This window comes from Polaromonas sp. P1_E11, from assembly GCF_056405995.1.
Genome location: NZ_JBFUBA010000005.1, coordinates 62,912 through 83,145, shown reverse-complemented (window position 1 = coordinate 83,145; position 20,234 = coordinate 62,912). Strand labels below are relative to the sequence as shown.

The 20,234-nt window shown below is 63.0% G+C and carries 18 protein-coding genes and 1 pseudogene; 11 read left to right on the top strand and 8 right to left on the bottom strand.

Features of this window, described 5'->3' with window-relative positions:
- Positions 1-47: 47 nt before the first annotated feature.
- From AC1D11_RS17590 to AC1D11_RS17580, 3 genes and pseudogenes are all read right to left on the bottom strand, one after another.
- The gene (locus AC1D11_RS17590; protein ID WP_477647171.1) at positions 48-530 is read right to left on the bottom strand and encodes a MaoC family dehydratase; all 483 of its coding nucleotides are present in this window, start codon (positions 528-530) and stop codon (positions 48-50) included.
- A 10-nt stretch (positions 531-540) separates the two neighbouring features.
- On the bottom strand, positions 541-951 hold the full coding sequence (locus AC1D11_RS17585) for a VOC family protein (protein WP_477647231.1): 411 nt from the start codon (positions 949-951) through the stop codon (positions 541-543).
- Between the two features lie 18 nt (positions 952-969).
- A pseudogene (locus tag AC1D11_RS17580) lies at positions 970-1,911 on the bottom strand (ketopantoate reductase family protein); the annotation flags it as partial.
- A gap of 100 nt (positions 1,912-2,011) precedes the next feature.
- On the opposite strand from AC1D11_RS17580, the gene AC1D11_RS17575 reads away from it, so the two are divergent.
- Positions 2,012-2,944 (top strand): LysR family transcriptional regulator, encoded by a 933-nt coding sequence (locus AC1D11_RS17575; protein ID WP_477647170.1) that lies wholly within the window; start codon positions 2,012-2,014, stop codon positions 2,942-2,944.
- Between the two features lie 38 nt (positions 2,945-2,982).
- Here AC1D11_RS17575 and AC1D11_RS17570 read toward each other — a convergent pair whose 3' ends face one another.
- Positions 2,983-4,194, bottom strand: a complete 1,212-nt coding sequence (locus AC1D11_RS17570; RefSeq protein ID WP_477647169.1) for a CaiB/BaiF CoA transferase family protein — start codon at positions 4,192-4,194, stop codon at positions 2,983-2,985.
- A complete protein-coding gene (locus AC1D11_RS17565; protein WP_477647168.1) occupies positions 4,187-5,131 on the bottom strand; it encodes a hydroxymethylglutaryl-CoA lyase in 945 nt (314 codons plus the stop codon). The genes AC1D11_RS17570 and AC1D11_RS17565 overlap by 8 nt, the downstream gene beginning before the upstream one ends.
- Before the next feature lie 107 nt (positions 5,132-5,238).
- Here AC1D11_RS17565 and AC1D11_RS17560 point away from each other — a divergent pair, with 107 nt between their 5' ends.
- Positions 5,239-5,967, top strand: a complete 729-nt coding sequence (locus tag AC1D11_RS17560) for an IclR family transcriptional regulator (RefSeq protein WP_477647167.1) — start codon at positions 5,239-5,241, stop codon at positions 5,965-5,967.
- A gap of 33 nt (positions 5,968-6,000) precedes the next feature.
- Here AC1D11_RS17560 and AC1D11_RS17555 read toward each other — a convergent pair whose 3' ends face one another.
- Together AC1D11_RS17555 and AC1D11_RS17550 are read right to left on the bottom strand one after the other, a co-directional pair.
- Positions 6,001-6,927: an aldose 1-epimerase gene (locus AC1D11_RS17555; protein WP_477647166.1), complete on the bottom strand. Its 927-nt coding sequence runs from the start codon at positions 6,925-6,927 to the stop codon at positions 6,001-6,003.
- A gap of 48 nt (positions 6,928-6,975) precedes the next feature.
- Positions 6,976-7,887: an SMP-30/gluconolactonase/LRE family protein gene (locus AC1D11_RS17550; RefSeq protein WP_477647230.1), complete on the bottom strand. Its 912-nt coding sequence runs from the start codon at positions 7,885-7,887 to the stop codon at positions 6,976-6,978.
- A 143-nt stretch (positions 7,888-8,030) separates the two neighbouring features.
- Here AC1D11_RS17550 and AC1D11_RS17545 point away from each other — a divergent pair, with 143 nt between their 5' ends.
- A complete protein-coding gene (locus AC1D11_RS17545; protein WP_477651289.1) occupies positions 8,031-8,843 on the top strand; it encodes an SDR family NAD(P)-dependent oxidoreductase in 813 nt (270 codons plus the stop codon).
- Positions 8,844-8,947: 104 nt separating this feature from the next.
- On the opposite strand, the gene AC1D11_RS17540 is transcribed toward AC1D11_RS17545, so the two are convergent.
- Positions 8,948-9,907, bottom strand: a complete 960-nt coding sequence (locus tag AC1D11_RS17540) for a LysR family transcriptional regulator (RefSeq protein ID WP_477647164.1) — start codon at positions 9,905-9,907, stop codon at positions 8,948-8,950.
- A 109-nt stretch (positions 9,908-10,016) separates the two neighbouring features.
- Here AC1D11_RS17540 and AC1D11_RS17535 point away from each other — a divergent pair, with 109 nt between their 5' ends.
- The 8 genes from AC1D11_RS17535 to yjfF all read left to right on the top strand — a co-directional run bounded on the left by AC1D11_RS17535 (position 10,017) and on the right by yjfF (position 20,215).
- Complete coding sequence (locus tag AC1D11_RS17535) at positions 10,017-11,468, top strand: aldehyde dehydrogenase family protein (protein WP_477647163.1); 1,452 nt, start codon at positions 10,017-10,019, stop codon at positions 11,466-11,468.
- Between the two features lie 53 nt (positions 11,469-11,521).
- Complete coding sequence (locus tag AC1D11_RS17530; RefSeq protein ID WP_477647162.1) at positions 11,522-12,487, top strand: ABC transporter substrate-binding protein; 966 nt, start codon at positions 11,522-11,524, stop codon at positions 12,485-12,487.
- Positions 12,488-12,552: 65 nt separating this feature from the next.
- Positions 12,553-13,623 carry a multiple monosaccharide ABC transporter substrate-binding protein gene (gene chvE / locus AC1D11_RS17525; protein WP_457282346.1) on the top strand — a complete coding sequence of 357 codons (1,071 nt, stop codon included), beginning with the start codon at positions 12,553-12,555 and terminating at the stop codon, positions 13,621-13,623.
- A 128-nt stretch (positions 13,624-13,751) separates the two neighbouring features.
- Positions 13,752-15,257, top strand: a complete 1,506-nt coding sequence (mmsA, locus tag AC1D11_RS17520; RefSeq protein ID WP_477647229.1) for a multiple monosaccharide ABC transporter ATP-binding protein — start codon at positions 13,752-13,754, stop codon at positions 15,255-15,257.
- A 1-nt stretch (position 15,258) separates the two neighbouring features.
- Complete coding sequence (gene mmsB / locus AC1D11_RS17515) at positions 15,259-16,476, top strand: multiple monosaccharide ABC transporter permease (protein WP_457282345.1); 1,218 nt, start codon at positions 15,259-15,261, stop codon at positions 16,474-16,476.
- 55 nt (positions 16,477-16,531) lie between these two features.
- The gene (locus tag AC1D11_RS17510; protein WP_477647161.1) at positions 16,532-18,058 is read left to right on the top strand and encodes a sugar ABC transporter ATP-binding protein; all 1,527 of its coding nucleotides are present in this window, start codon (positions 16,532-16,534) and stop codon (positions 18,056-18,058) included.
- A gap of 112 nt (positions 18,059-18,170) precedes the next feature.
- Entirely contained in the window at positions 18,171-19,184 is a 1,014-nt protein-coding gene (locus tag AC1D11_RS17505) for an ABC transporter permease (RefSeq protein ID WP_477647228.1), read from the top strand.
- Positions 19,181-20,215 (top strand): galactofuranose ABC transporter, permease protein YjfF, encoded by a 1,035-nt coding sequence (gene yjfF, locus AC1D11_RS17500; RefSeq protein ID WP_477647160.1) that lies wholly within the window; start codon positions 19,181-19,183, stop codon positions 20,213-20,215. The genes AC1D11_RS17505 and yjfF overlap by 4 nt, the downstream gene beginning before the upstream one ends.
- The last annotated feature ends 19 nt before the right edge of the window (positions 20,216-20,234 follow it).

Below are 20,234 nucleotides of genomic sequence, written 5' to 3'. Positions count from 1 at the left end.
TTCGTCCTTGTATATTGGGCGCAAGCAGCTATGCTTTTAATAGCAAATCATTTTTCAGACGATGGCCGGCGCGGCACCATCAGGCGGTGCTCGCCCTTTTGCACCACCTGCCCGGCCTGGTTGATCAGCTCGGCCGGCAGCACCACGATGCCCCAGCCCGGTTTGCTTTTGGAGGGCCGCATGCTGGCCACACGAAATTTCACATGCAGCGTGTCGTTGATCTTGATGGGTAGCAGGAAGTCCCAGGTCCAGCCCAGCGACATGCCGGGCAGGAAGCGGTATTCGCTCTGGGTTTTCAGGCCGTCGGCAACCGACAGCCCCATCAGGCCGTGCGCAACGCGGCAGCCGAAGTGCGAGGCCTTGGCGTAGGCCTCATCCACATGCACCGGCGTGAAGTCGCCCGTGAGTTCGGCGTAGGCATCAAGGCGCGCGGCGGTGAAGGTGTACGACGGGCTGGTGCACTCGTCGCCGACCTGTGCGTCGTCCCAGTATTTTTCCGGCGTGGCGAACTGGATGTTGGGGTTGGGCATGAGGCGCCTTTCAGACTGTGGTGGCTCTGGGATTGACGGCCAATACAGCAGACACGCTGCCGGTGCTGGCCTGGATCAGCTCGACGGCCAGGCCATCGGGCAGTTGCAGCCAGTTGCGGCCCTGGGGCAGTTGCTTTACGCCCCATGCCTTCGCCCCGGCCAGTGCGGCCTCCAGGTCGTCGACCATGATGCCCAGATGCGCCAGCCAGCCAGCGTCGTTGGATGGCGCCGCCACAAAGCCGGGCGTACTCATGAGCTGCAGGCCACCGATCGTCCAGTACTGGTGCGGTGCATCGGCGGGTCCGTCGACCTCGCGCGCATCCATGCCCAGCACCTCCAGGAAGAAGTTGATATGCCACTGGATGTCTTTGACGCGTACCGCAACGTGTTCTACATAGGATTTTTGTTTGTGAGGGGCCATGGTGTGCTCTTTTGAATCGCGTTGACGAGGCTGTGCGCGCTCAATACCCTTGATGCAGGCCACCAGGGCCTGGTTGACGGGCGTGGGTACGCCGCATTTCGCGCCCTGACGCACCACCGCACCGTTCACAAAGTCGATCTCGGTGATGGAGCCCTTCTCCAGGCTTTGCAGCATCGAGGTCTTGAAGGCGTAGGGCAGGCCTTCGCCCGCCTTCACCCACGGCTGGCGCGGGTCGGTGGTGGCAAGCGTGATGCCGCTGGCTTTCGCCACCGCCATTGCTTCGGCCACGGCCGCAATGCCGCAGGCCTCAAGCTCGGGCACCTGGTACATATCGCCATAGGGCAGGCGCGTGGCGGCGCTGACGGCGCCGGTGGCCACATTGACCAGCAGCTTGTCCCAGATGGTGCCGATGATGTTGCGGCTGACGGTGGTGTCGAGCCCGGCGGCGTTGAAGGCGGCGGCAATGCGCTGCACGCGCTCCGTGATGCGGCCGTCCAGTTCGCCCAGGTGGGTGTCCTTGCCGCGCGTTCCAATCAGCACATGCCCGGCGCCAAGCTGCGTGCCGCCTGTATAGGTTTTGCCGGCCAGCACACGTTCGCGGCCCACGATGCTGCCCAGGATGTCTTCGTGTCCCAGCCCGTTTTGCAGTGACAGCACGACCGTGTCCGGCCCCAGCAGCGACAGGGCTGCCTCCATGGCCGGACGGGTATCGAAGGACTTGACCAGCACGATCACCAGGTCCACCGCACCGGTGTCCATGGCCACGCCTGCGGCGGAGGTCGCTGCATGCACCTGCACGCAACGGTCTACACCGCCGTCGCGCAGGATCAGCCCGCGGCTGTTCAGGGCCTCGACCTGGGCGGCATTGCGGTTGATGAGCCAGACCTCGTGGCCAGCCTCCGTCAGCACGCCGCCTAGTGCGCAGCCCAGCGCGCCGGCGCCCAGAACACAAATCTTCACTGCACAACTCCTTAGTGATTCAGGGCGAATTCTGGGCGGGCCCAACCATGTCGTCCATGCAATGAAGGCAATATCTATCATTGCGTATCACAATAGAGGTATGGAAAAAGACCTTGATCTGCTGGACATCAAGTTGCTGCGGCTGCTGGACCAGCTCTACACCACCCGCAGCGTCACCCGGTCGGCAGAAGCCCTGGGGCAAAGCCAGCCTACGGTCAGCATCTGGCTGGCGCGCCTGCGCAAGCAGCTTGGCGACCCGTTGTTTGTGCGCACGGCCGAGGGGATGCTGCCCACGCCGCGCACCGATATGCTGATTGCCACGGTGCGCGAAGTGCTGGGCGGGTTGCAGCGGCTGGCCCAGTCAGAGGCTGCCTTTGAACCGTCTACGGCGCAGCGGCGCTTTCGCATCTGCATGACCGACGCCAGCCACGTCACGCTGTTGCCCCGGCTGCTGTCCCACGTGCGGGCGGTGGCGCCGGGCGTGGCGCTGGAAGCCGCGCGTATCGATGCCGGCCTGGCGCATGCCCTGCAGGCAGGCGAGGCCGATCTGGCTGTCGGCTTTCTGCCCTGGCTCGACACCGGCTTCTACCAGCAGACGCTGTACGGCCAGGACTGGATTTGCCTGGCCAATGCCCGGCATCCGCGGGTGGGCAGCGAATTGGGCGCCGACTGGAGCCTGGCTGTCTACCAGGCTGAGGCGCATATCGGCATCAGTTCCGGCACCGGCTACCAGCTGCTGGACAGCGCCCTGGCGTCACAAAACATCTCACGTCGGGTGCTGCTGGAGCTGCCGGGCTTTCTGGGCCTCTCGGCCATCTTGTCCACCACCGACCTGATCGCCACGCTGCCGCGCCACATCGGCGAAACCCTGGCCCGCGCCGCCGGCCTCCAGGTGCTGCCCTGCCCACTGGCGATTCCCGGATTTACCGTGAAGCAGCACTGGCATGCCCGCTACCACCACGACCCGGCCTCCCGCTGGCTGCGCAGCGTGTGTGCCGAGTTGTTTATGAAAAGTGCTTCCAGCCCTTTGTAGTCGTGCGCAAGCAGCTATATTGTTTATAGCAACAAAACTCAGCGCGTCACCCGGCTGGCCTGAAGAGCCTGGATGGCGTCCTCGTCATAACCGAGTTCCTGCAGCAGTTCGCGGGTGTGCTCGCCCAGCCTGGGCGGGTTCAGGCGCACCCCGGGGCGTTTGCCGCCCAGGGTCAGCGGCAGCAGTACGGTGGCGCTTGTTTGCCCGGTGCGGGCGCCGTCGGTCAAGGTGATGGGCGCCAGCCCGCCCGTGGCCTTGAGATGCGGGTCGTCAAACAAATCCTGCGGCCGGGTGATGGGCGCAAACGGCAGCGCATGCTTTTCAAACACGGCGCCCAGTTCAGCGGCGCTATGCCCCGCCAGGTGGGAGCGCAGCAAGGGCATCAGCCACTCCCGCGCGAGCACGCGGTCGTTGTTGGTCACAAGCTTCGGGTCAGCCCGCAACTCCTGCAGGCCGAAAGCCTCGCAGAAAATCGCCCACTGCGTGTCGCTGACCACCGCCAGGAAGATCTGCTCACCGTCTTTGACCGTGAACACGTCGTAGATCGCCCAGGCCGAAATGCGACTGGGCATGGGTGCGGCAGGCTGGCCGGTCACGGCAAACTGCATCATGTGCTGGGCCACCAGAAAGACATTGTTTTCAAACAGTGCGGCCTGCACCTCCTGGCCCTTGCCCGTCTTCTCGCGTGCGGCCAGCGCGGCCATGGCGCCGATGGCGCCGAACATGCCGCCCATGATGTCGTTGACGCTGCTGCCGGCGCGCAGCGGGTCGCCTGCGCGGCCTGTCATGTAAGCCAGGCCGCCCATCATCTGCACCACTTCGTCGAGTGCGGTGCGGTGGTCGTAGGGACCCGGCAGAAAACCCTTGTGGCTGACATAGATCAGCCGCTCGTTGAGCTGCGAAAGGCTGGCGTAATCCAGGCCGAGCTTTTTCATGGTGCCGGGCTTGAAGTTTTCGCTGACGATGTCGGCGGTGGCAACCAGCTTGAGCACCAGCTCACGTCCCTCGGGTGTCTGCAGGTCAACGGCGATGCTTTTTTTGTTGCGGTTGAACAGGGGGAAAAATCCCGCACCCGAGCCGAGCAGCTTGCGGGTGTTGTCCCCCGCGATTGGCTCGACCTTGATGACCTCGGCCCCCAGGTCGGCCAGCAGCATGCCGCAGGTCGGCCCCATGACCATATGGGTGAATTCGACGACACGCAGGCCTGCATAGGGCAGGCTTTGTTCACCGGATGCGCTGGCTTCAGGCATGCAGACTTCCTTGTACAAAATTTTTGGGGAGACCCGCCTCGGGCGTCATGCCATAAAGCGGTTCGCCCGGCAATCCGGCCTTGAGCGGCTCGCGCGCAGCCATCAGCTTTGCAAGGTCCACCCCCGTGGAAATGCCCATGGCTTCAAACATGAAGACCAGGTCTTCGGTGACCACATTGCCCGAGGCCCCCGGTGCATAGGGGCAGCCGCCGAGACCACCCAGCGAAGCATCGAAGGTGCGCACGCCTTCTTCATACGCAGCCAGGCAATTGGCCAGGCCCAGTCCGCGCGTGTTGTGCATGTGCGCGGCGCCTGCCTTGTTGCCAAGCTCGGCGCGCAAACGCCTGAAGAGACGGCGCACCTGCGCGGGGTTGGCATAGCCGACCGTGTCCGACAAACCCGACTCATCCGCGCCGGCGGCAACACATTGCGCGGCCAGCCGGATCACATCGTCCTCAGGCACCACGCCCTGCAACGTGCAGCCGAACGCCGTCGAGACGGCGGCCTCGAGTTTTACCTGTGGTGCAAGCTCACGGCGCAGCCCGGCAATGGCCCGCACTTCTTCGACCATCTCTTCGCGCGTCTTGCGCACATTGGCCAGCGAATGCGCTGCGCTGGCCGACACCGGCATCGTCAGCTTGTGCACGCCGGCCTGCAGTGCTGCTTCAGCGCCGCGGCGATTAGGCACCAGGGCCATCACGGTGAGGCCGGGCAAGGTGAGCGCATGCCGCACCACCTCGGCCACGTCGGCCATTTGCGGCAACAGTCTGGCGGGAACAAACGAACCCACCTCGATTTCGCGAAGGCCGGCCGCGTGCAGGGCGGTGATCCAGCGCAATTTGTCGGCGGTCGCCATCGTGCGGGAAACACTTTGAAGGCCATCGCGTGGGCCAACTTCACTGATCAGCACCTGGCTGGGCTGGGGGATTTGCATCATCTTCAGTATTCTGTAAGATAGAACTATATTCTTTCTAATGAAATGATGAAGCAGGTTGCCGGCACTGTCAAGCAGGCAATCGACACGAAAGCCCAGGAGATCGAACCATGCCGCGCAAAGCCCAGACCGAATCCGTTGCAGACGCCCATGCCGCTCCCGGCGGTGCCGCGGCGGTGGACCGTGCCCTGTCGCTGCTGTCGGCCTTCAGGGCGGGCGACATCTCACTGGGCCTGGGCGAGTTGGCGGAGCGCACGCAGCTTTACAAGAGCACGGTGCTTCGGCTGCTGGCTTCGCTGGAGCATGCGCGGCTGATCCAGAAACTCGGCGACGGCCGCTACGCACTGGGCGCCGAGGTGGCGCGCCTGCATGGTGTTTACGCCGCCTCGTTTTCGCTGGACCGCGTGGTGCTGCCGGTGCTGCGTGAGCTGGTGGCGGCCACCGGCGAGAGCGCGGCCTACCATGTGCGCCAGGGCGAGGCCCGTCTGTGCCTGTATCGCGTGGACTCGCCGCACCCGATCCGCGACCACATCAAGGCCGGCGATCTGCTGCCCGCCGACCGCGGCACGGGTGCTCGCATTTTGATAGCGTTCGGCGCAGGACGGCTAAGGGCTGGAGGCCAAAAAGATCGTCAGCTATACGCCAAAATCCGCGAACAGGGTTACTACACGGCTGTGGGCGACCGGCTGGCCGAGGTGGCCGGCATTTCGGCCCCGGTGTTTGGGGCCGACGGTGCACTGGCAGGTGCGCTGACGCTGACCATGCCCGGCAACCGTTACAGCGAACGCCATGTCAAGCCGGTACTGGAGGCAGCCCGTCGCCTGACGGGCCAGATTTAAGAACCCGCTCACGGTCTAAGCCGGTATCGCTGTTCAGTCTTGCGCGGCGACGGGCTCGATGCGCCACTGGATGCTGAGCGAAAACTGTTCCCCGGGCCCCAGCACACGCAAGCCAGGCTGCCCTGGCAGGTGGAAGGCGTCGATGGGCTGCGTGATGGGCTCAAAACAAAACGCGGACCCCTGCGGCGGCCGGTAGACCAGGCAAAAGTGCTGCGCAGCACCGCCGTCGCGCGCAAAGTCCGGCATGCTGGCCGTGACCTGCAGGCCCAGCTCGGGCCAGGCAACGCAGGCCTTGCCGCCCCAGCCGGTGTAGCCGTTGTCGATGAGTGGGCCGTTGGCCGGCGCGCCTTCATTCAGGTCCCAGCCCGCCGGAAAGTCGGTCGTGTGCGCAACCGGCAGCGGATCGTCACCGCAGAGCCAAAGGCCCGCTACCTGCGCGGTAATCCGTGTTTGCGGGGTGCGGGGAAACCAGGGATGCACGCCCAAGCCATATGGCAGCGGCTTGACGCCCAGGTGGCGCACCTGTACCTTCTGGTCCAGCCCACCATCAACCAGTCGGAAGGTTTGCACGGCTTCGTAGTCGTACGGGTTGCCGTCGAAGCCGTGCGACACCAGCGTCATCACCAGGGTGTCGGCAGCCGGCTGCGAAACCTGCCACGGCTGCAGCCAGCCGTCGCCATGAATGGGATAGGGTTCGCCCGCGCGATTCGGACGCATGGCGTGGAATTGCCCCTCATGCGTGAAGCCTCCGCTGCTGATACGGTTGGACCACGGCACCATGGCAAATGAAGCGGTCTGGTAGAGATCGTCCGTTTTGCCGTCCCAGGGCCGCCAGAGGTCCAGCGGCCCTTGCGCGCGGTCGAGTTGCCAGGCAGCGACGCTGCCGCCGAGCGAGGGCGCCAGCCCCAGGCGCTGGCCGGCATGGTGCAGCCAGACAACAGGATGTGCGGAATCGGTCATGGGAGAACTTTCATGGCGAGGTGTTAAAGGAAACGCTTTGCGCGGGCGTCATCCGCCAAACAAGCCGGCTGTCACACCCGGACTGTCAATCGCCACCGCGAACAGGCCACCGGCCAGCGGCTGGTCTGCGAGCTGCCCGGGCGTGAGCCCGGTGCGTGCCGTGCTGATAAAAAGCGTGCGCATGTCCGGCCCGCCAAAGGCGCAGTTGGTCACATGGCTTGTCGGCAGCGGCACGCGGCACAGCTCCTGTGCGGTGACCGGGTCATGGCAGCTGACGCAGGCACCGCCCCAGTGGGCAATCCACAGGCGGCCGTCGGCGTCGGTGGTCATGCCGTCGGGAACACCGTCGCCGGCCGCAAAAGCCAGCCACAGCCGCTTGCCTGACAAGGTTCCCGCCGCGCCGTCGAAGTCATACGCATGAATGCGGCCGTTGACGGTATCGTTGAAATACAGTGTGCGTCCGTCGGCGGACCAGGTGGGGCCGTTGGTCACCGCAAAACCTTCTTCATGGCGCGTGCAGCGGCCATCAGGGTCATAGCGATACAGCCCGCCGGTGGTGGCCACGCAGTCAAAGTCCATCGTCCCCGCCCAAAAGCGGCCTTGCGCATCGCACTTGCCATCGTTGAAGCGATTGCCCGGCAACGCAGCCTCGGGTTGGTGCAGGTAATGTGGTTCGCCGCCCTCAGCGGGGTCAAACAGCGCGAAGCCGCGCCGCAGCGCCACGATCAGACCGGTCGCATGCGCCCGCTCGGCCAGCGCGGAAATTTCCTCGTCAAAGGCCCAGCTGCTGCGCGCGCCGGTGGCGGGGTGAAAGCGGTGCAGGCGGCAGCCAAGAATGTCCACCCAATACAGGGATTGCTCCCGCGGCGACCACAAGGTACCCTCACCCAGCAGGGCCCCCGCCGGATGGACGCAATGCACCTTGCCAGGGACCGGCATGGCCAGCCGCTGCTGATGCATGCCCGCGGGCGTGTCTGGAATCAATGTCACTAATGTCTCCGTATTGCAGGGCTGTGCGGTGGCCTCTTGACGCGGTGGATGATATCAATGCATAGTGATGTTGGAAACTTATTCTTTTTATATTAATCGATACATAACTTGCAATGTCAAACATTCCCAGCTCTGCCCCCATGCGTGCCGCTCCCGCAAGCGAGGCCCTCTCCGTCTTTCCCAGCCTGAACAAGCGGTCGGTGTTTGTCACCGGCGGAGGCAGCGGCATAGGCGCCGCCATCGTGACAGCCTTTGCGCAGCAGGGCGCGCGCGTTGCCTTCATTGATGTCGCGAAGGAAGCCAGTGAAGCGCTTGCGCAGGAGCTGGCGGATGCGGGGCACGCCCGCCCATGGTGGCGTGCCTGCGATGTGCGGGACGTGGCCGCGCTGCAGTCGGCCATCACAGACGCAGCAAGCGCGCTGGGCGACTTCTCGGTGCTGGTCAACAATGTTGCCAGCGATGACCGCCACAGCCTGGAGTCTGTGACACCCGCCTACTACGACGACCGCATCGCGATCAATGAACGCCCCGCTTTTTTTGCAATCCAGTCGGTGGTGCCCGGTATGCAACGCCTTGGTGCCGGCTCCATCATCAACCTGGGCTCCACCGGCTGGCAAGGCAAGGGCGCAGGCTACCCTTGTTATGCCATCGCCAAATCGTCGGTGAACGGCCTGACGCGCGGCCTCGCGAAAACGCTGGGCCGGGACCGCATCCGCATCAACACCGTGTCGCCGGGCTGGGTCATGACCGAGCGGCAGATCAAGCTCTGGCTGGATGCCGAAGGCGAAAAGGAACTCCAGCGAAACCAGTGCCTGCCCGACAAGCTGCTGCCCCACGACATCGCGCGCATGGTGCTGTTCCTGGCATCCGATGACGCCGCCATGTGCACTGCGCAGGAGTTCACGGTGGATGCCGGCTGGGTCTAGGTGCCCCCCCGAAGCGCCTTTGGCGCTTCCCCCTCAAGGGGGCGGCACCAGCGGCCCGGCAGAGCCGGTTCCGCGGTGTCCCTGGCCTGAGCCCCGCGATTTTGTCAGTCTGCCTCCAACCTGCGACCGTAGAGTGTCAGGCTTGCTGTCTTCAGTGCTTTCATCATGACCTTGGCGGCTGGCGATGGCAGCCGGTCGGTGCGCGTGATGATGCCGAAGGCGTCCATGTGGCAGGGCATGTCCAGCGGCAGCACCGAGACGATACCGTGCGCGGCGTAATACCGCGCCACATCGGCCGCGACCACGGCCACCATGTCGCTTTGCTGCAGCATGCGCGTGATGAAAAGCAGGGCTGAAGACTCCACCACGTTGATCGGCGGTGCAAGCCCATCCTCGCGGAACATCAGCTCGAACCGGTGCCGCAGGACGCTGCCCGCGGGCGGCACAATCCAGGCGGCCGCCACGACGTCGCGCAGGGTGAGGCCTGACACGCCCAGCAGAGGATGCCCCGGCCTCGCCATGGCGCACACCGGCTCCTCGACCAGGGGCTCATAGCGCAAATTGGTCTTGTCATGTTCGGCAAAGAGGCGTGCCACCAGGATGTCGAGCTTGCCCTGCTCCAGACGCTCGAGCAGTACCGGGCTGGTTTCGATGTCCAGCGAAATGCGCAGGCTCGGGTGCTCCTGTTTGACCACGGCCACCGCAGACGGCAACAAGGCCAGCCCCGGGGATGTGATGGCGCCGATGCCGACCTGGCCGAAGTGGCCGGTTTTGAGGGCGGTGAGCTCGTCATGCGCCTGGTTCAGGCTGGCCAGTGCCATGCGCGCGTGCCGGATCATGGTTTCGCCATACCAGGTTGGCCGCATGCCGCGGGGCAAGCGTTCGAAAAGCTGTACCTCCAGGACATCTTCCAGATCCTTGAGCAGCTTGGACGCCGCCGGCTGGGTCATGCTGAGAACCTGCGCTGCGCGATGAATATTGCCTTCTTCGGCCAGTGCAACCAGCAACAACAATTGCCGTGTTTTGAGCCGCGCGCGTATGAACCAGTGGTTGTAGGTGCTCATCGGGTTTTCCAGAATGCGTAGAACGATATCTATTTTGTCAAAAAAACGATTGGATTGATATCAAAATTAATTCTAGACTGCAGCGCTTGAAGACGAAGCTCTCACTCTCATGAAATTTGGCGAACTGCAACAAAACGCCCGGCACTACATCAACGGGCGCTGGGAAACAGGCACCACCACGGGCACCAGCACCAACCCCTCGGATACCCGGGAGGTGGTCAGCGAGTACGCACGTGCCGACCGCAACCAGACCGAACTCGCGATCCGGGCTGCGGCCGAGGCATTGCCGCACTGGAGCCACAGCACCCCGCAACGCCGGGCTGATGTACTTGACCAGATCGGCAGCGAGATCCTGGCGCGCAAGGATGAGCTGGGCATGCTGCTGGCCCGTGAAGAAGGAAAAACCTTGCCTGAAGGTGTGGGCGAAGCGGCACGGGCCGGCCAGATATTCAAGTTTTTCGCAGGCGAAGCATTGCGTGTTCAGGGGGAGACCATGGCGTCGGTCAGGCCCGGCATCCAGGTCGACGTGACGCGTGAACCTGTCGGCGTGGTGGGAATCATCGCGCCGTGGAATTTCCCGCTGGCGATTCCGGCCTGGAAAATCGCGCCGGCACTGGCCTATGGAAACACGGTGATTTTCAAACCGGCCGAACTGGTGCCCACCTGCGGTTGGGCTCTGGCCGAAATCATCAGCCGCTGCGGGCTGCCTGCGGGCGTCTTCAACCTTGTCATGGGCAGCGGCCGGGAGGTCGGGCAAACGCTGGTCGACCATCCCCTGGTCAATGCACTGAGCTTCACGGGCTCGGTGACAACCGGCGAACGGATCCTTCAGTCGGCGTCCGCGCGCCGCGCCAAAGTGCAGCTTGAAATGGGGGGCAAAAATCCGCTGGTGATACTGGCTGATGCCGACCTTGACCAGGCCGTCGAATGCGCCGTGCAAGGCTCGTACTTTTCGACCGGTCAGCGCTGCACCGCGTCAAGCCGGCTCATCGTGGAAGCGCCTGTGCACGATGCATTCGTTGCGCGCCTGCGCCACCGCATTGCCGGGCTCAAGGTGGGTCACGCGCTGGAGCGTGGCATCGAAATGGGCCCGGTGGTTGACCGCAGCCAGCTCGAACAGAACCAGTCGTATCTGGACATAGGGCGCAACGAAGGTGCCGAGCATGTCTGGGGCGGCGAATTGCTGGAACGCCCGACACCGGGGCATTACATGAATCCGGCGCTCTTCCTGGCCCGGCCGGAACACCGCATCGCACGCGAAGAGATTTTTGGGCCCATAGCATGTGTGTTGCAGGCCGATGACTTTGAACACGCGCTGGCCCTGGCCAACGACACGCCCTTCGGCCTCTGTGCAGGCATCTGCACAACTTCCCTCAAGCACGCCATGCACTTCAAGCGTCACGCAGAAGTCGGCATGACCATGGTGAACCTGCCTACTGCGGGTGTCGACTTCCACGTGCCGTTCGGCGGGCGCAAGGGGTCGAGTTACGGCTCACGCGAACAAGGCCGCTACGCCGCCGAGTTTTACACCACCGTCAAGACCGGTTACGTGCTAGCCTGAGCCATTGAAGATCACCAGAGAGCTGTCAGTTCCATTTCAACCAAGGAGACAAAATGAAGATCCATCGCCGCACCCTCGCCGTCGCGCTCGCGTGCGCCCCCCTTGCCGGCCTGTTGCCGGTTTCAGCATGGGCACAAAAGCCCATCGTGCTGGGCTTTAGCCAGGTCGGCGCGGAGAGCGAATGGCGCACCGCCAATACCGAATCCATCAAATCGGCCGCCAAGGACGCGGGCATCGAACTCAAATTCTCAGATGCCCAGCAGAAGCAGGAAAACCAGATCAAGGCGATCCGCTCCTTCATTGCCCAAAAGGTGGATGTGATCGCGTTTTCGCCCGTGGTCGAGTCGGGCTGGGAAACCGTTTTGCGAGAAGCCAAGGCCGCCAAAATTCCGGTGGTGCTGACTGACCGCTCCGTGAACGTCAAAGACACCTCGCTGTATGTTTCCTTCATGGGCTCGGACTTTGTGGAGGAAGGCCGCAAGGCAGGCCGCTGGCTGGTCGAAAAAATGAAGGGCACAAGCGGCCAGGTCAACATCGTTGAGCTCCAGGGAACCGTGGGCTCCGCACCGGCGATTGATCGCAAAAAAGGGTTTGAAGAAATCATCAAGGCCGACCCGAAGTTCAAGATCATCCGCTCGCAGACGGGTGATTTCACCCGGGCCAAGGGCAAGGAAGTGATGGAAGCCTTTCTCAAGGCCGAAGGCAAGAAGATCAATGTGCTTTTCGCGCACAACGACGACATGGCTATCGGTGCGATCCAGGCGATTGAAGAGGCTGGCATGAAGCCGGCCAAGGACATCACCATCATCTCGATCGATGCCGTCAAGGGCGCTTTCGAAGCCATGATGGCCGGCAAGCTCAACGTCTCCGTGGAGTGCAGCCCCTTGCTGGGCCCGCAACTGATGGCGGCAGTCAAGGACATCAAGGCCGGCAAGCCCGTTCAGAAACGTATCGTTACCGAAGAGGGCATTTTTCCGATGGAAGTAGCCGCCAAGGAATTCCCCAAGCGTAAATACTGATCAGCATCCGGACCGGCGCCCCGATACTGAGGCGCTCTTTCAAACCTCCAGAAGGAAACTATTTCATGAAGCGTACATTTCTCCAGACTCTGCTTGCCGGCCTCGTGCTGGGAACCCTCGGCATTGCGCCGTCAGTCCAGGCGCAGGACAAAGGCAGCATCGGCATTTCGATGCCCACCAAGTCCTCTGCCCGCTGGATCGCCGACGGCGACAACATGGTCAAGGTGCTCAAGGAGCGCGGCTACAAAACCGACCTGCAGTATGCCGATGACGACATCCCGAACCAGCTCGCCCAGATCGAGAACATGATCACCAAGGGCGCGAAGGTGCTGGTGATCGCCTCCATCGACGGCACCACACTGTCCAAGGCGTTGCAGAACGCAGCTGACAAGGGTGTCAAGGTCATCGCCTATGACCGCCTGATCAAGGGTTCGAAGAACGTGGATTACTACGCCACCTTCGACAACTTCCAGGTTGGCGTGCTTCAGGCCACTTCCATCGTCGACAAGCTGGGTCTGAAGCAGGGCAAGGGCCCTTTCAACATCGAACTCTTCGGTGGCTCCCCGGATGACAACAATGCATTTTTCTTCTACGACGGCGCCATGAGCGTGCTCAAGCCCTACATCGACAGCGGCAAGCTGGTGGTGCGCAGCAAGCAAATGGGCATGAACAAGGTCGGCACGCTGCGCTGGGACGGTGCGGTGGCACAGGCACGCATGGACAACCTTCTTTCGGCCTACTACGGCAAGGAAAAGGTCCACGCGGTCCTCTCTCCATATGACGGCCTGTCCATCGGCATTCTGTCATCGCTCAAAGGCGTCGGCTACTGCACGGCGCAGCAGCCTTGCCCGGTAGTCAGTGGGCAGGACGCCGAAATTCCTTCGGTGAAGTCCATCCTGAAAGGCGAGCAGTACTCCACGGTGTTCAAGGACACGCGTGAGCTGGCCAAGGTGACGGCCAACATGGTGGATGCCACCCTCTCCGGCAAGCAGCCCGAGATCAATGACACCAAGACCTACAACAACGGCGTGAAAGTGGTGCCCTCCTATCTGCTCAAGCCGGTGGCTGTGGATGCCTCTAACTGGAACCAGGTTCTGATTGGCAGCGGTTACTACAAAGAGTCACAAATCAAGTAACCCGGCTGCAGGTTGAAAGCACGACGGTCCCGTGCCGGGGAGGCGCGGGACTGTTTGCGCCCATGGGTGGCAATCACCTGCGGAGCGATTTTTGTACCAAAGGACAGGCATTGGAAACGATTCTCGAGATGCGCGACATCCGCAAAACCTTCCCAGGGGTGGTCGCGCTGAACAAGGTCAACCTGCGCGTGCGCGCGGGTGAGATTCATGCCATCGTCGGTGAAAACGGCGCCGGAAAATCGACCTTGATGAAAGTGCTCTCGGGGGTCTATCCGCATGGCTCTTACAGCGGGGACATCGTCTACGAAGGCCAGGAGCGCCAGTTCCTCGGCATTCATGACAGCGAGCAGCTGGGCGTCATCATCATCCACCAGGAACTGGCGCTGGTGCCGCTGCTATCCATTGCCGAGAACATTTTCCTCGGCAACGAGACTGCACAGCGCGGCGTGATCGACTGGATGGCTGCGCACAGCAAGACGCAGGCCCTGCTGAAAAAAGTGGGCCTCAAGGAATCGCCCGCCACGCTGATCACGGACATCGGCGTGGGCAAGCAGCAACTGGTGGAAATTGCCAAGGCCCTGTCCAGGCAGGTCAAGTTGCTGATCCTCGACGAGCCGACGGCGAGCCTCAACGAAAACGACAGCCAGGCCTTGCTGGACCTGTTGCTGGAACTCAAGGGGCAGGGCATTACCTGCATCCTTATTTCACACAAGCTCAACGAAATTTCACGCGTGGCGGACGCCATCACCATCCTGCGCGACGGCAGCACCGTCGAAACACTGGACTGCCGTGCCGAAGCCATCAGCGAAGACCGCGTCATTCGCGGCATGGTGGGCCGCGAGATGGCTGACCGATATCCGCCGCGCCAGCCGAAAATTGGCGAGACCGTGTTTGAAGTGCGCGACTGGAACGTCTACCACCCGCTGCACACGGACAGGAAATTCATCAAAGGCGTCAGCCTGCAGGTGCGGCGCGGTGAAATCGTCGGCATTGCCGGGCTGATGGGGGCGGGGCGCACGGAACTTGCCATGAGCATCTTCGGCCGCTCCTGGGGGCGCCGCATCAGCGGCCAGGTCCTTCTGAACGGCCAGCCTGTTGATGTCGGCACGGTAGAGAAAGCCGTTCGCCATGGTCTGGCCTATGTGACCGAAGACCGCAAGGGCAACGGGCTGGTACTGAACGAAGACATCCAGTTCAACGTCTCGCTGGCCAACCTCAAGGGCGTTTCAAGTGCCTCCGTCATCGACAGCGGCCGCGAATACCAGGTCGCGCAGAGCTACCGCGAAAAACTCCGCATCCGGTGCTCAAGCGTCGGCCAGAAAGTCCTCAACCTCTCGGGCGGGAACCAGCAGAAAGTGGTGCTCGGGAAATGGCTGTTCACCAGTCCCGAAGTGCTCATCCTCGACGAGCCCACGCGCGGCATCGACGTGGGCGCCAAGTACGAGATTTACACCCTGATGGCCCAGCTCGCGGCAGAAGGGAAATGCATCATCATGATCTCCTCGGAAATGCCGGAATTGCTGGGCATGACGGACCGGATCTACGTCATGAACGAAGGCCGCTTCATCGCCGAGATGCCGACGGCCGAAGCCTCCCAGGAAAAGATCATGCGCGCGATCATGAAAGCAAGCTGAAATGAACAACGAGTCCTCCAACGCCACCGCGATTGCGGCAAAAACCGCCGCTGCCAGCGGCAAATCGCCGCTCGACTACCTGAAGCACAACTTCCGCGAGTACGGCATGCTGATCACGCTGGTGGCCATCATGGGCTTCTTCCAGTACATGACCGAGGGCACGCTCATGCAGCCCCTCAACCTCACCAACCTGGTCCTGCAGAACAGCTACATCGTCATCATGGCGCTGGGCATGCTGATGGTGATCGTAGCCGGGCATATCGACCTGTCGGTCGGTTCGGTGTGCGGCTTCATCGGCGCGCTGGCGGCCGTGCTGATGGTGGAGTACGGCTGGCATTTCGTGCCGGCCTCGCTGGTGTGCCTGCTCTGCGGCGCGCTGATAGGCGGGGTTCAGGGCTGGTTTGTCGCGTTCTTCCGCATCCCTTCTTTTATCGTCACGCTGGCCGGCATGCTGGTGTTCAAGGGGCTGGCGCTGGCACTGCTGCAAGGCCAGTCGGTCGGCCCCTTCCCCGATTCATTCCAGATGCTCAGCTCGGGGTTCATGCCCGACCTGCTGAGCAGCGAAGGCCTGCGCATGACTTCGCTGCTGCTGGGCGTGGCGCTGGCCGCCGTGCTTGCCGTGGCCGGCATACGCGCGCGGGCCAAGCAGCTCAAGCACGGCATCCAGGCCGAGCCCGCCGCCATTTTCTTCGTCAAAACGGCGATGTTCTCGGCGCTGCTGATCTATTTCAGCTACCTGCTGGCTTCCTACAGGGGGCTGCCGAATGTGCTGATCGTGATGGCCGCGCTGATTTTCCTGTTCCACTTCATCACGGGTCGCACCACCATCGGGCGGCGCGTCTATGCGCTGGGCGGCAACGAAAAGGCAGCCAAGCTGTCGGGCATCAAGACCGAGCGCCTGGCCTTCTACACCTTCGTGAACATGGGCGTGCTGGCGGCGCTGGCGGGCCTGGTGTTTGCCGCGCGCCTGAACACTGCTACACCCAAGGCCGGCCTGGGCTTTGAACTCGATGTCATCGCCGCCTGCTTTATCGGCGGGGCCTCGGCTTCGGGCGGTGTCGGCAAGGTCATGGGCGCGGTGATCGGCGCATTTGTGATGGGCGTGATGAACAACGGCATGTCCATCCTGGGCATCGGCATCGACTACCAGCAGGTCATCAAAGGTGTGGTGCTGCTGGCCGCCGTGTTTGTCGACGTCTACAACAAGAACAAGGCATGAACCTCCTGGCCGTTCTGAAGGCGAATATCGTGGCGCGTGGCGCGAAGGCCGCTCCATGACCGTGGCCGACGCCGCCCCTGTGCTGGAGCTCGCGGGCATCCACAAACAGTTCGCGGGGATTCCGGCCTTGCAGGATGTGCGCTTGCGCCTGTATCCCGGTGAAATCCATGCCTTGATGGGGCAAAACGGCGCGGGCAAGTCCACCCTGATCAAGGTGTTGACCGGGGTGCTTGAAGCCAGCGGCGGCCAGATGCAGCTGGCCGGAAAACCGGTATGGCCGGACTCTCCCCTGGCCGCGCAGCGGCTGGGCATCAGCACGGTCTACCAGGAAGTCAATCTCTGCCCCAACCTGTCGGTGGCGGAAAACATCTTTGCGGGCCGCTATCCGCGGTACGGCTTTGCGCAGGGGTCTCGCATCGATTGGACCACCGTGAACCGCCGTGCGCGCGAACTGGTCGCGCGCATGGGTCTGGACATCGACGTCACGCGCCTGTTGTCCAGCTACCCGGTCGCCGTGCAGCAACTGGTGGCCATCGCGCGCGCCATCGGCATTGAATCCAAAGTGCTGATCCTCGACGAGCCGACCTCCAGCCTCGACGATGACGAGGTGCAAAAACTCTTTGAGGTGCTGCGTCGCTTGCGTGGCGAGGGGTTGGCCATTGTTTTTGTCACTCATTTCCTCAACCAGGTGTATGCGGTGTCGGATCGCATCACCGTTCTGCGCAACGGCAGTTGGGTCGGCGAGTGGCTTGCCAGTGAACTGGGGCCGCAGGCACTGATCGCGGCCATGCTGGGCAGGGAACTGGCCGCGCAATCCGCCACCGCTGCCGTGCCTCCGGAATTTGACGATGCTGCGCCGGCGCTTTTGCAAGCTGAAGGCTTGGGCCAGGCCGGTCAGTTGCAGCCTGTGGACCTGCGCGTGCGTGCCGGCGAGGTCGTGGGCCTGGCCGGGCTGCTGGGCTCGGGCCGCACTGAACTGGCGCGCCTGCTGTTCGGCCTGGAGACGCCGGACCGCGGCATGCTCAGAATTGACGGCGAGGTGGTCACGTTTTCCAATCCCGCCGAGGCGATCCGGCAGGGCCTCGCCCTATGTCCCGAGGAGCGCAAAACCGATGGCATCGTGGCCGAGCTCTCAGTCCGGGAAAACATCGTACTGGCGCTGCAGGCCCGCATGGGTATGCGCCGTTTTTTATCGCGTGCCGAACAAACCGCATTGGCCGAACGCTTTGTTCAGACGATGGGCATTAAGACCGCGAGTGTGGACACCCCCATAGGCCTGCTGTCGGGCGGCAACCAGCAAAAGGCCATGATCGCGCGCTGGCTCGCGACCGAGCCGCGCCTGCTGATCCTGGATGAACCCACGCGCGGCGTCGATGTGGCCGCGAAGCAGGAAATCATGGAGCAGATCCTGCGCCTGGCAGAGGCCGGTATGGCCGTGATTTTCATCTCTTCCGAAATGAGCGAAGTGGTTCGCGTGGCGCATCGCATTGTGGTGCTGCGTGACCGCCGCAAGGTGGGTGAGTTGCCGGCAGGCAGCAGCGAAGACACGGTCTATGAACTGATTGCGGCTGAACATGTCTGAAGAATTGCGCGACCCAATCGAGGGACACCGTGGAACCGGCTTCGCCGGGCCGCTGGTGTCGCCCCCTGAGGGCGGGGCGGCCGCAGGCCGCTTCGGGGGGGGGCTTCATTTCATGCGGCACCGCCTGGCCTGGCCGCTCATCACGCTGTTCCTGCTGCTGGCTGTGAACACAGTGTTTAACGCCAGTTTCCTGCACGTCGAGTGGCGTGACGGTCATTTGTACGGCAGCCTGATCGACATTCTCAACCGTGCCGCGCCGCTGGTGCTGGTGTCGCTCGGCATGACGTTGGTGATCGCCACCCGCGGCATCGACATTTCCGTGGGCGCTGTGGTGGCCATTGCTGCCGCAGTGGCCGCCTGGATGATTGGCGGGTCGGTGGCAGGGAGCGTGAGCCGTTTCCCGATGCCGCTGGCAATTCTGGCTGCATTGGCCATCGCGCTGCTGTGCGGACTGTGGAACGGGCTGCTGGTCGCCAGGGTAGGCATGCAACCCATCATCGCCACACTGATCCTCATGGTGGCGGGTCGCGGCATCGCGCAGCTGATCACCGGCGGGCAGATCATCACCATCTACTACGCGCCATTTTTCTTCCTGGGCAGCGGTTACCTGCTGGGCCTGCCGTTCTCGCTCTCCATCGTGGCCGTGGTCTTTGCGCTGCTGTACCTGGCGGTGACGCGCACGGCCCTCGGGCTGTTCATCCAGGCTGTGGGCATTAATCCAACCGCAGCACGCGTCGCGGGCGTGCAGGCCAGGCGCCTGATGGTTGCCGCCTACGCCTTCTGTGGCTTGTGCGCGGGCATTGCGGGCTTGCTGATCAGCTCCAACGTCAAAAGCGCCGATGGCAACAACGCGGGTCAGTTGCTCGAGCTGGATGCCATCCTGGCCGTGACGCTGGGCGGCACCGCGCTCACCGGTGGGCGCTTCAGCCTCGTCGGCAGTGTCATCGGCGCGCTGATCATCCAGACGCTGACTTATGCCATTTACTCGCTGGGTGTGCCGCCCGAGATCAATCTGGTGGTCAAGGCTGTTGTGGTGTTTTTGGTGATGCTGCTGCAATCGGCTGAATTCCGGGCCGAGATCGGTATCTGGATGCGGCGGCCGGCTGCGCGGGGGATGCGGCCATGAGCACAACCGTCACCCGGCCCCCCGTAGAGGCCGCCTCCAGCCAACGGCCATCTGCCGCGCCGGCTTCCGGTTTTAACCCAAAATACCTGCCGCTGGCGGCCACCATATCGCTCTTCGTCGCCATGGCGACCATGGGTTCGGTGCTCTACAGCGGGTTCTTTTCGGCTCAGGTGTTCCTCAACCTGCTGATTGACAACGCCTTTCTGGTCATCATCGCCGTGGGCATGACGTTTGTCATCCTGTCGGGCGGCATTGACCTGTCCGTAGGCTCCGTGGTGGCGCTGACCACCATGGTGTCGGCCGCGCTGGTGGAGCACCACGGCTGGAGCCCGGCCGCGGTGATTCCGCTCGTGCTCCTCATGGGCACGGCGTTCGGCGCCTTCATGGGGTTTCTGATTGAGCGTTTTCGCCTGCAGCCTTTCATCGTGACGCTGGCCGGCATGTTTCTGGCGCGCGGCCTGTGCTACCTGATCAGCGTTGACTCCATCAGCATCACCAACGAGTTTTACTCGGAGGTTTCGCAGCTGCGCATTCCCTTGTGGGAAGACGCCTCGCTATCGATCAGTGCCGTGATCGCCATCGCGGTGCTGCTGGCGGCAGTGTTCATTGCACACTGCACCCCCTTTGGCCGCGCGGTGTATGCCGTCGGCGGCAACGAGCAATCGGCGCTGCTGATGGGCTTGCCGGTGCGCCGCACGCTGGTGGGGGTTTACACGCTGTCGGGCTTTTGCTCGGCGCTGGCCGGTGTGGTCTTCACTTTCTACATGCTTTCGGGCTACGGCTTGCACGCTACCGGCATGGAGCTTGACGCCATTGCCGCCGTGGTCATTGGCGGCACCTTGCTCAGCGGCGGTGTGGGTTATGTGGCCGGCACCCTGTTCGGGGTGCTGATGCTCGGAATCATCCAGACCCTGATCTCTTTTGACGGCACTTTGAGCTCCTGGTGGACGCGCATTGTCGTCGGCGTGTTGCTGTTTGTTTTTTGCCTTTTGCAACGGCTGCTGGCAAACCGCACACCCAAATCTTCCTGAACCTTATTGGCCAGACCAT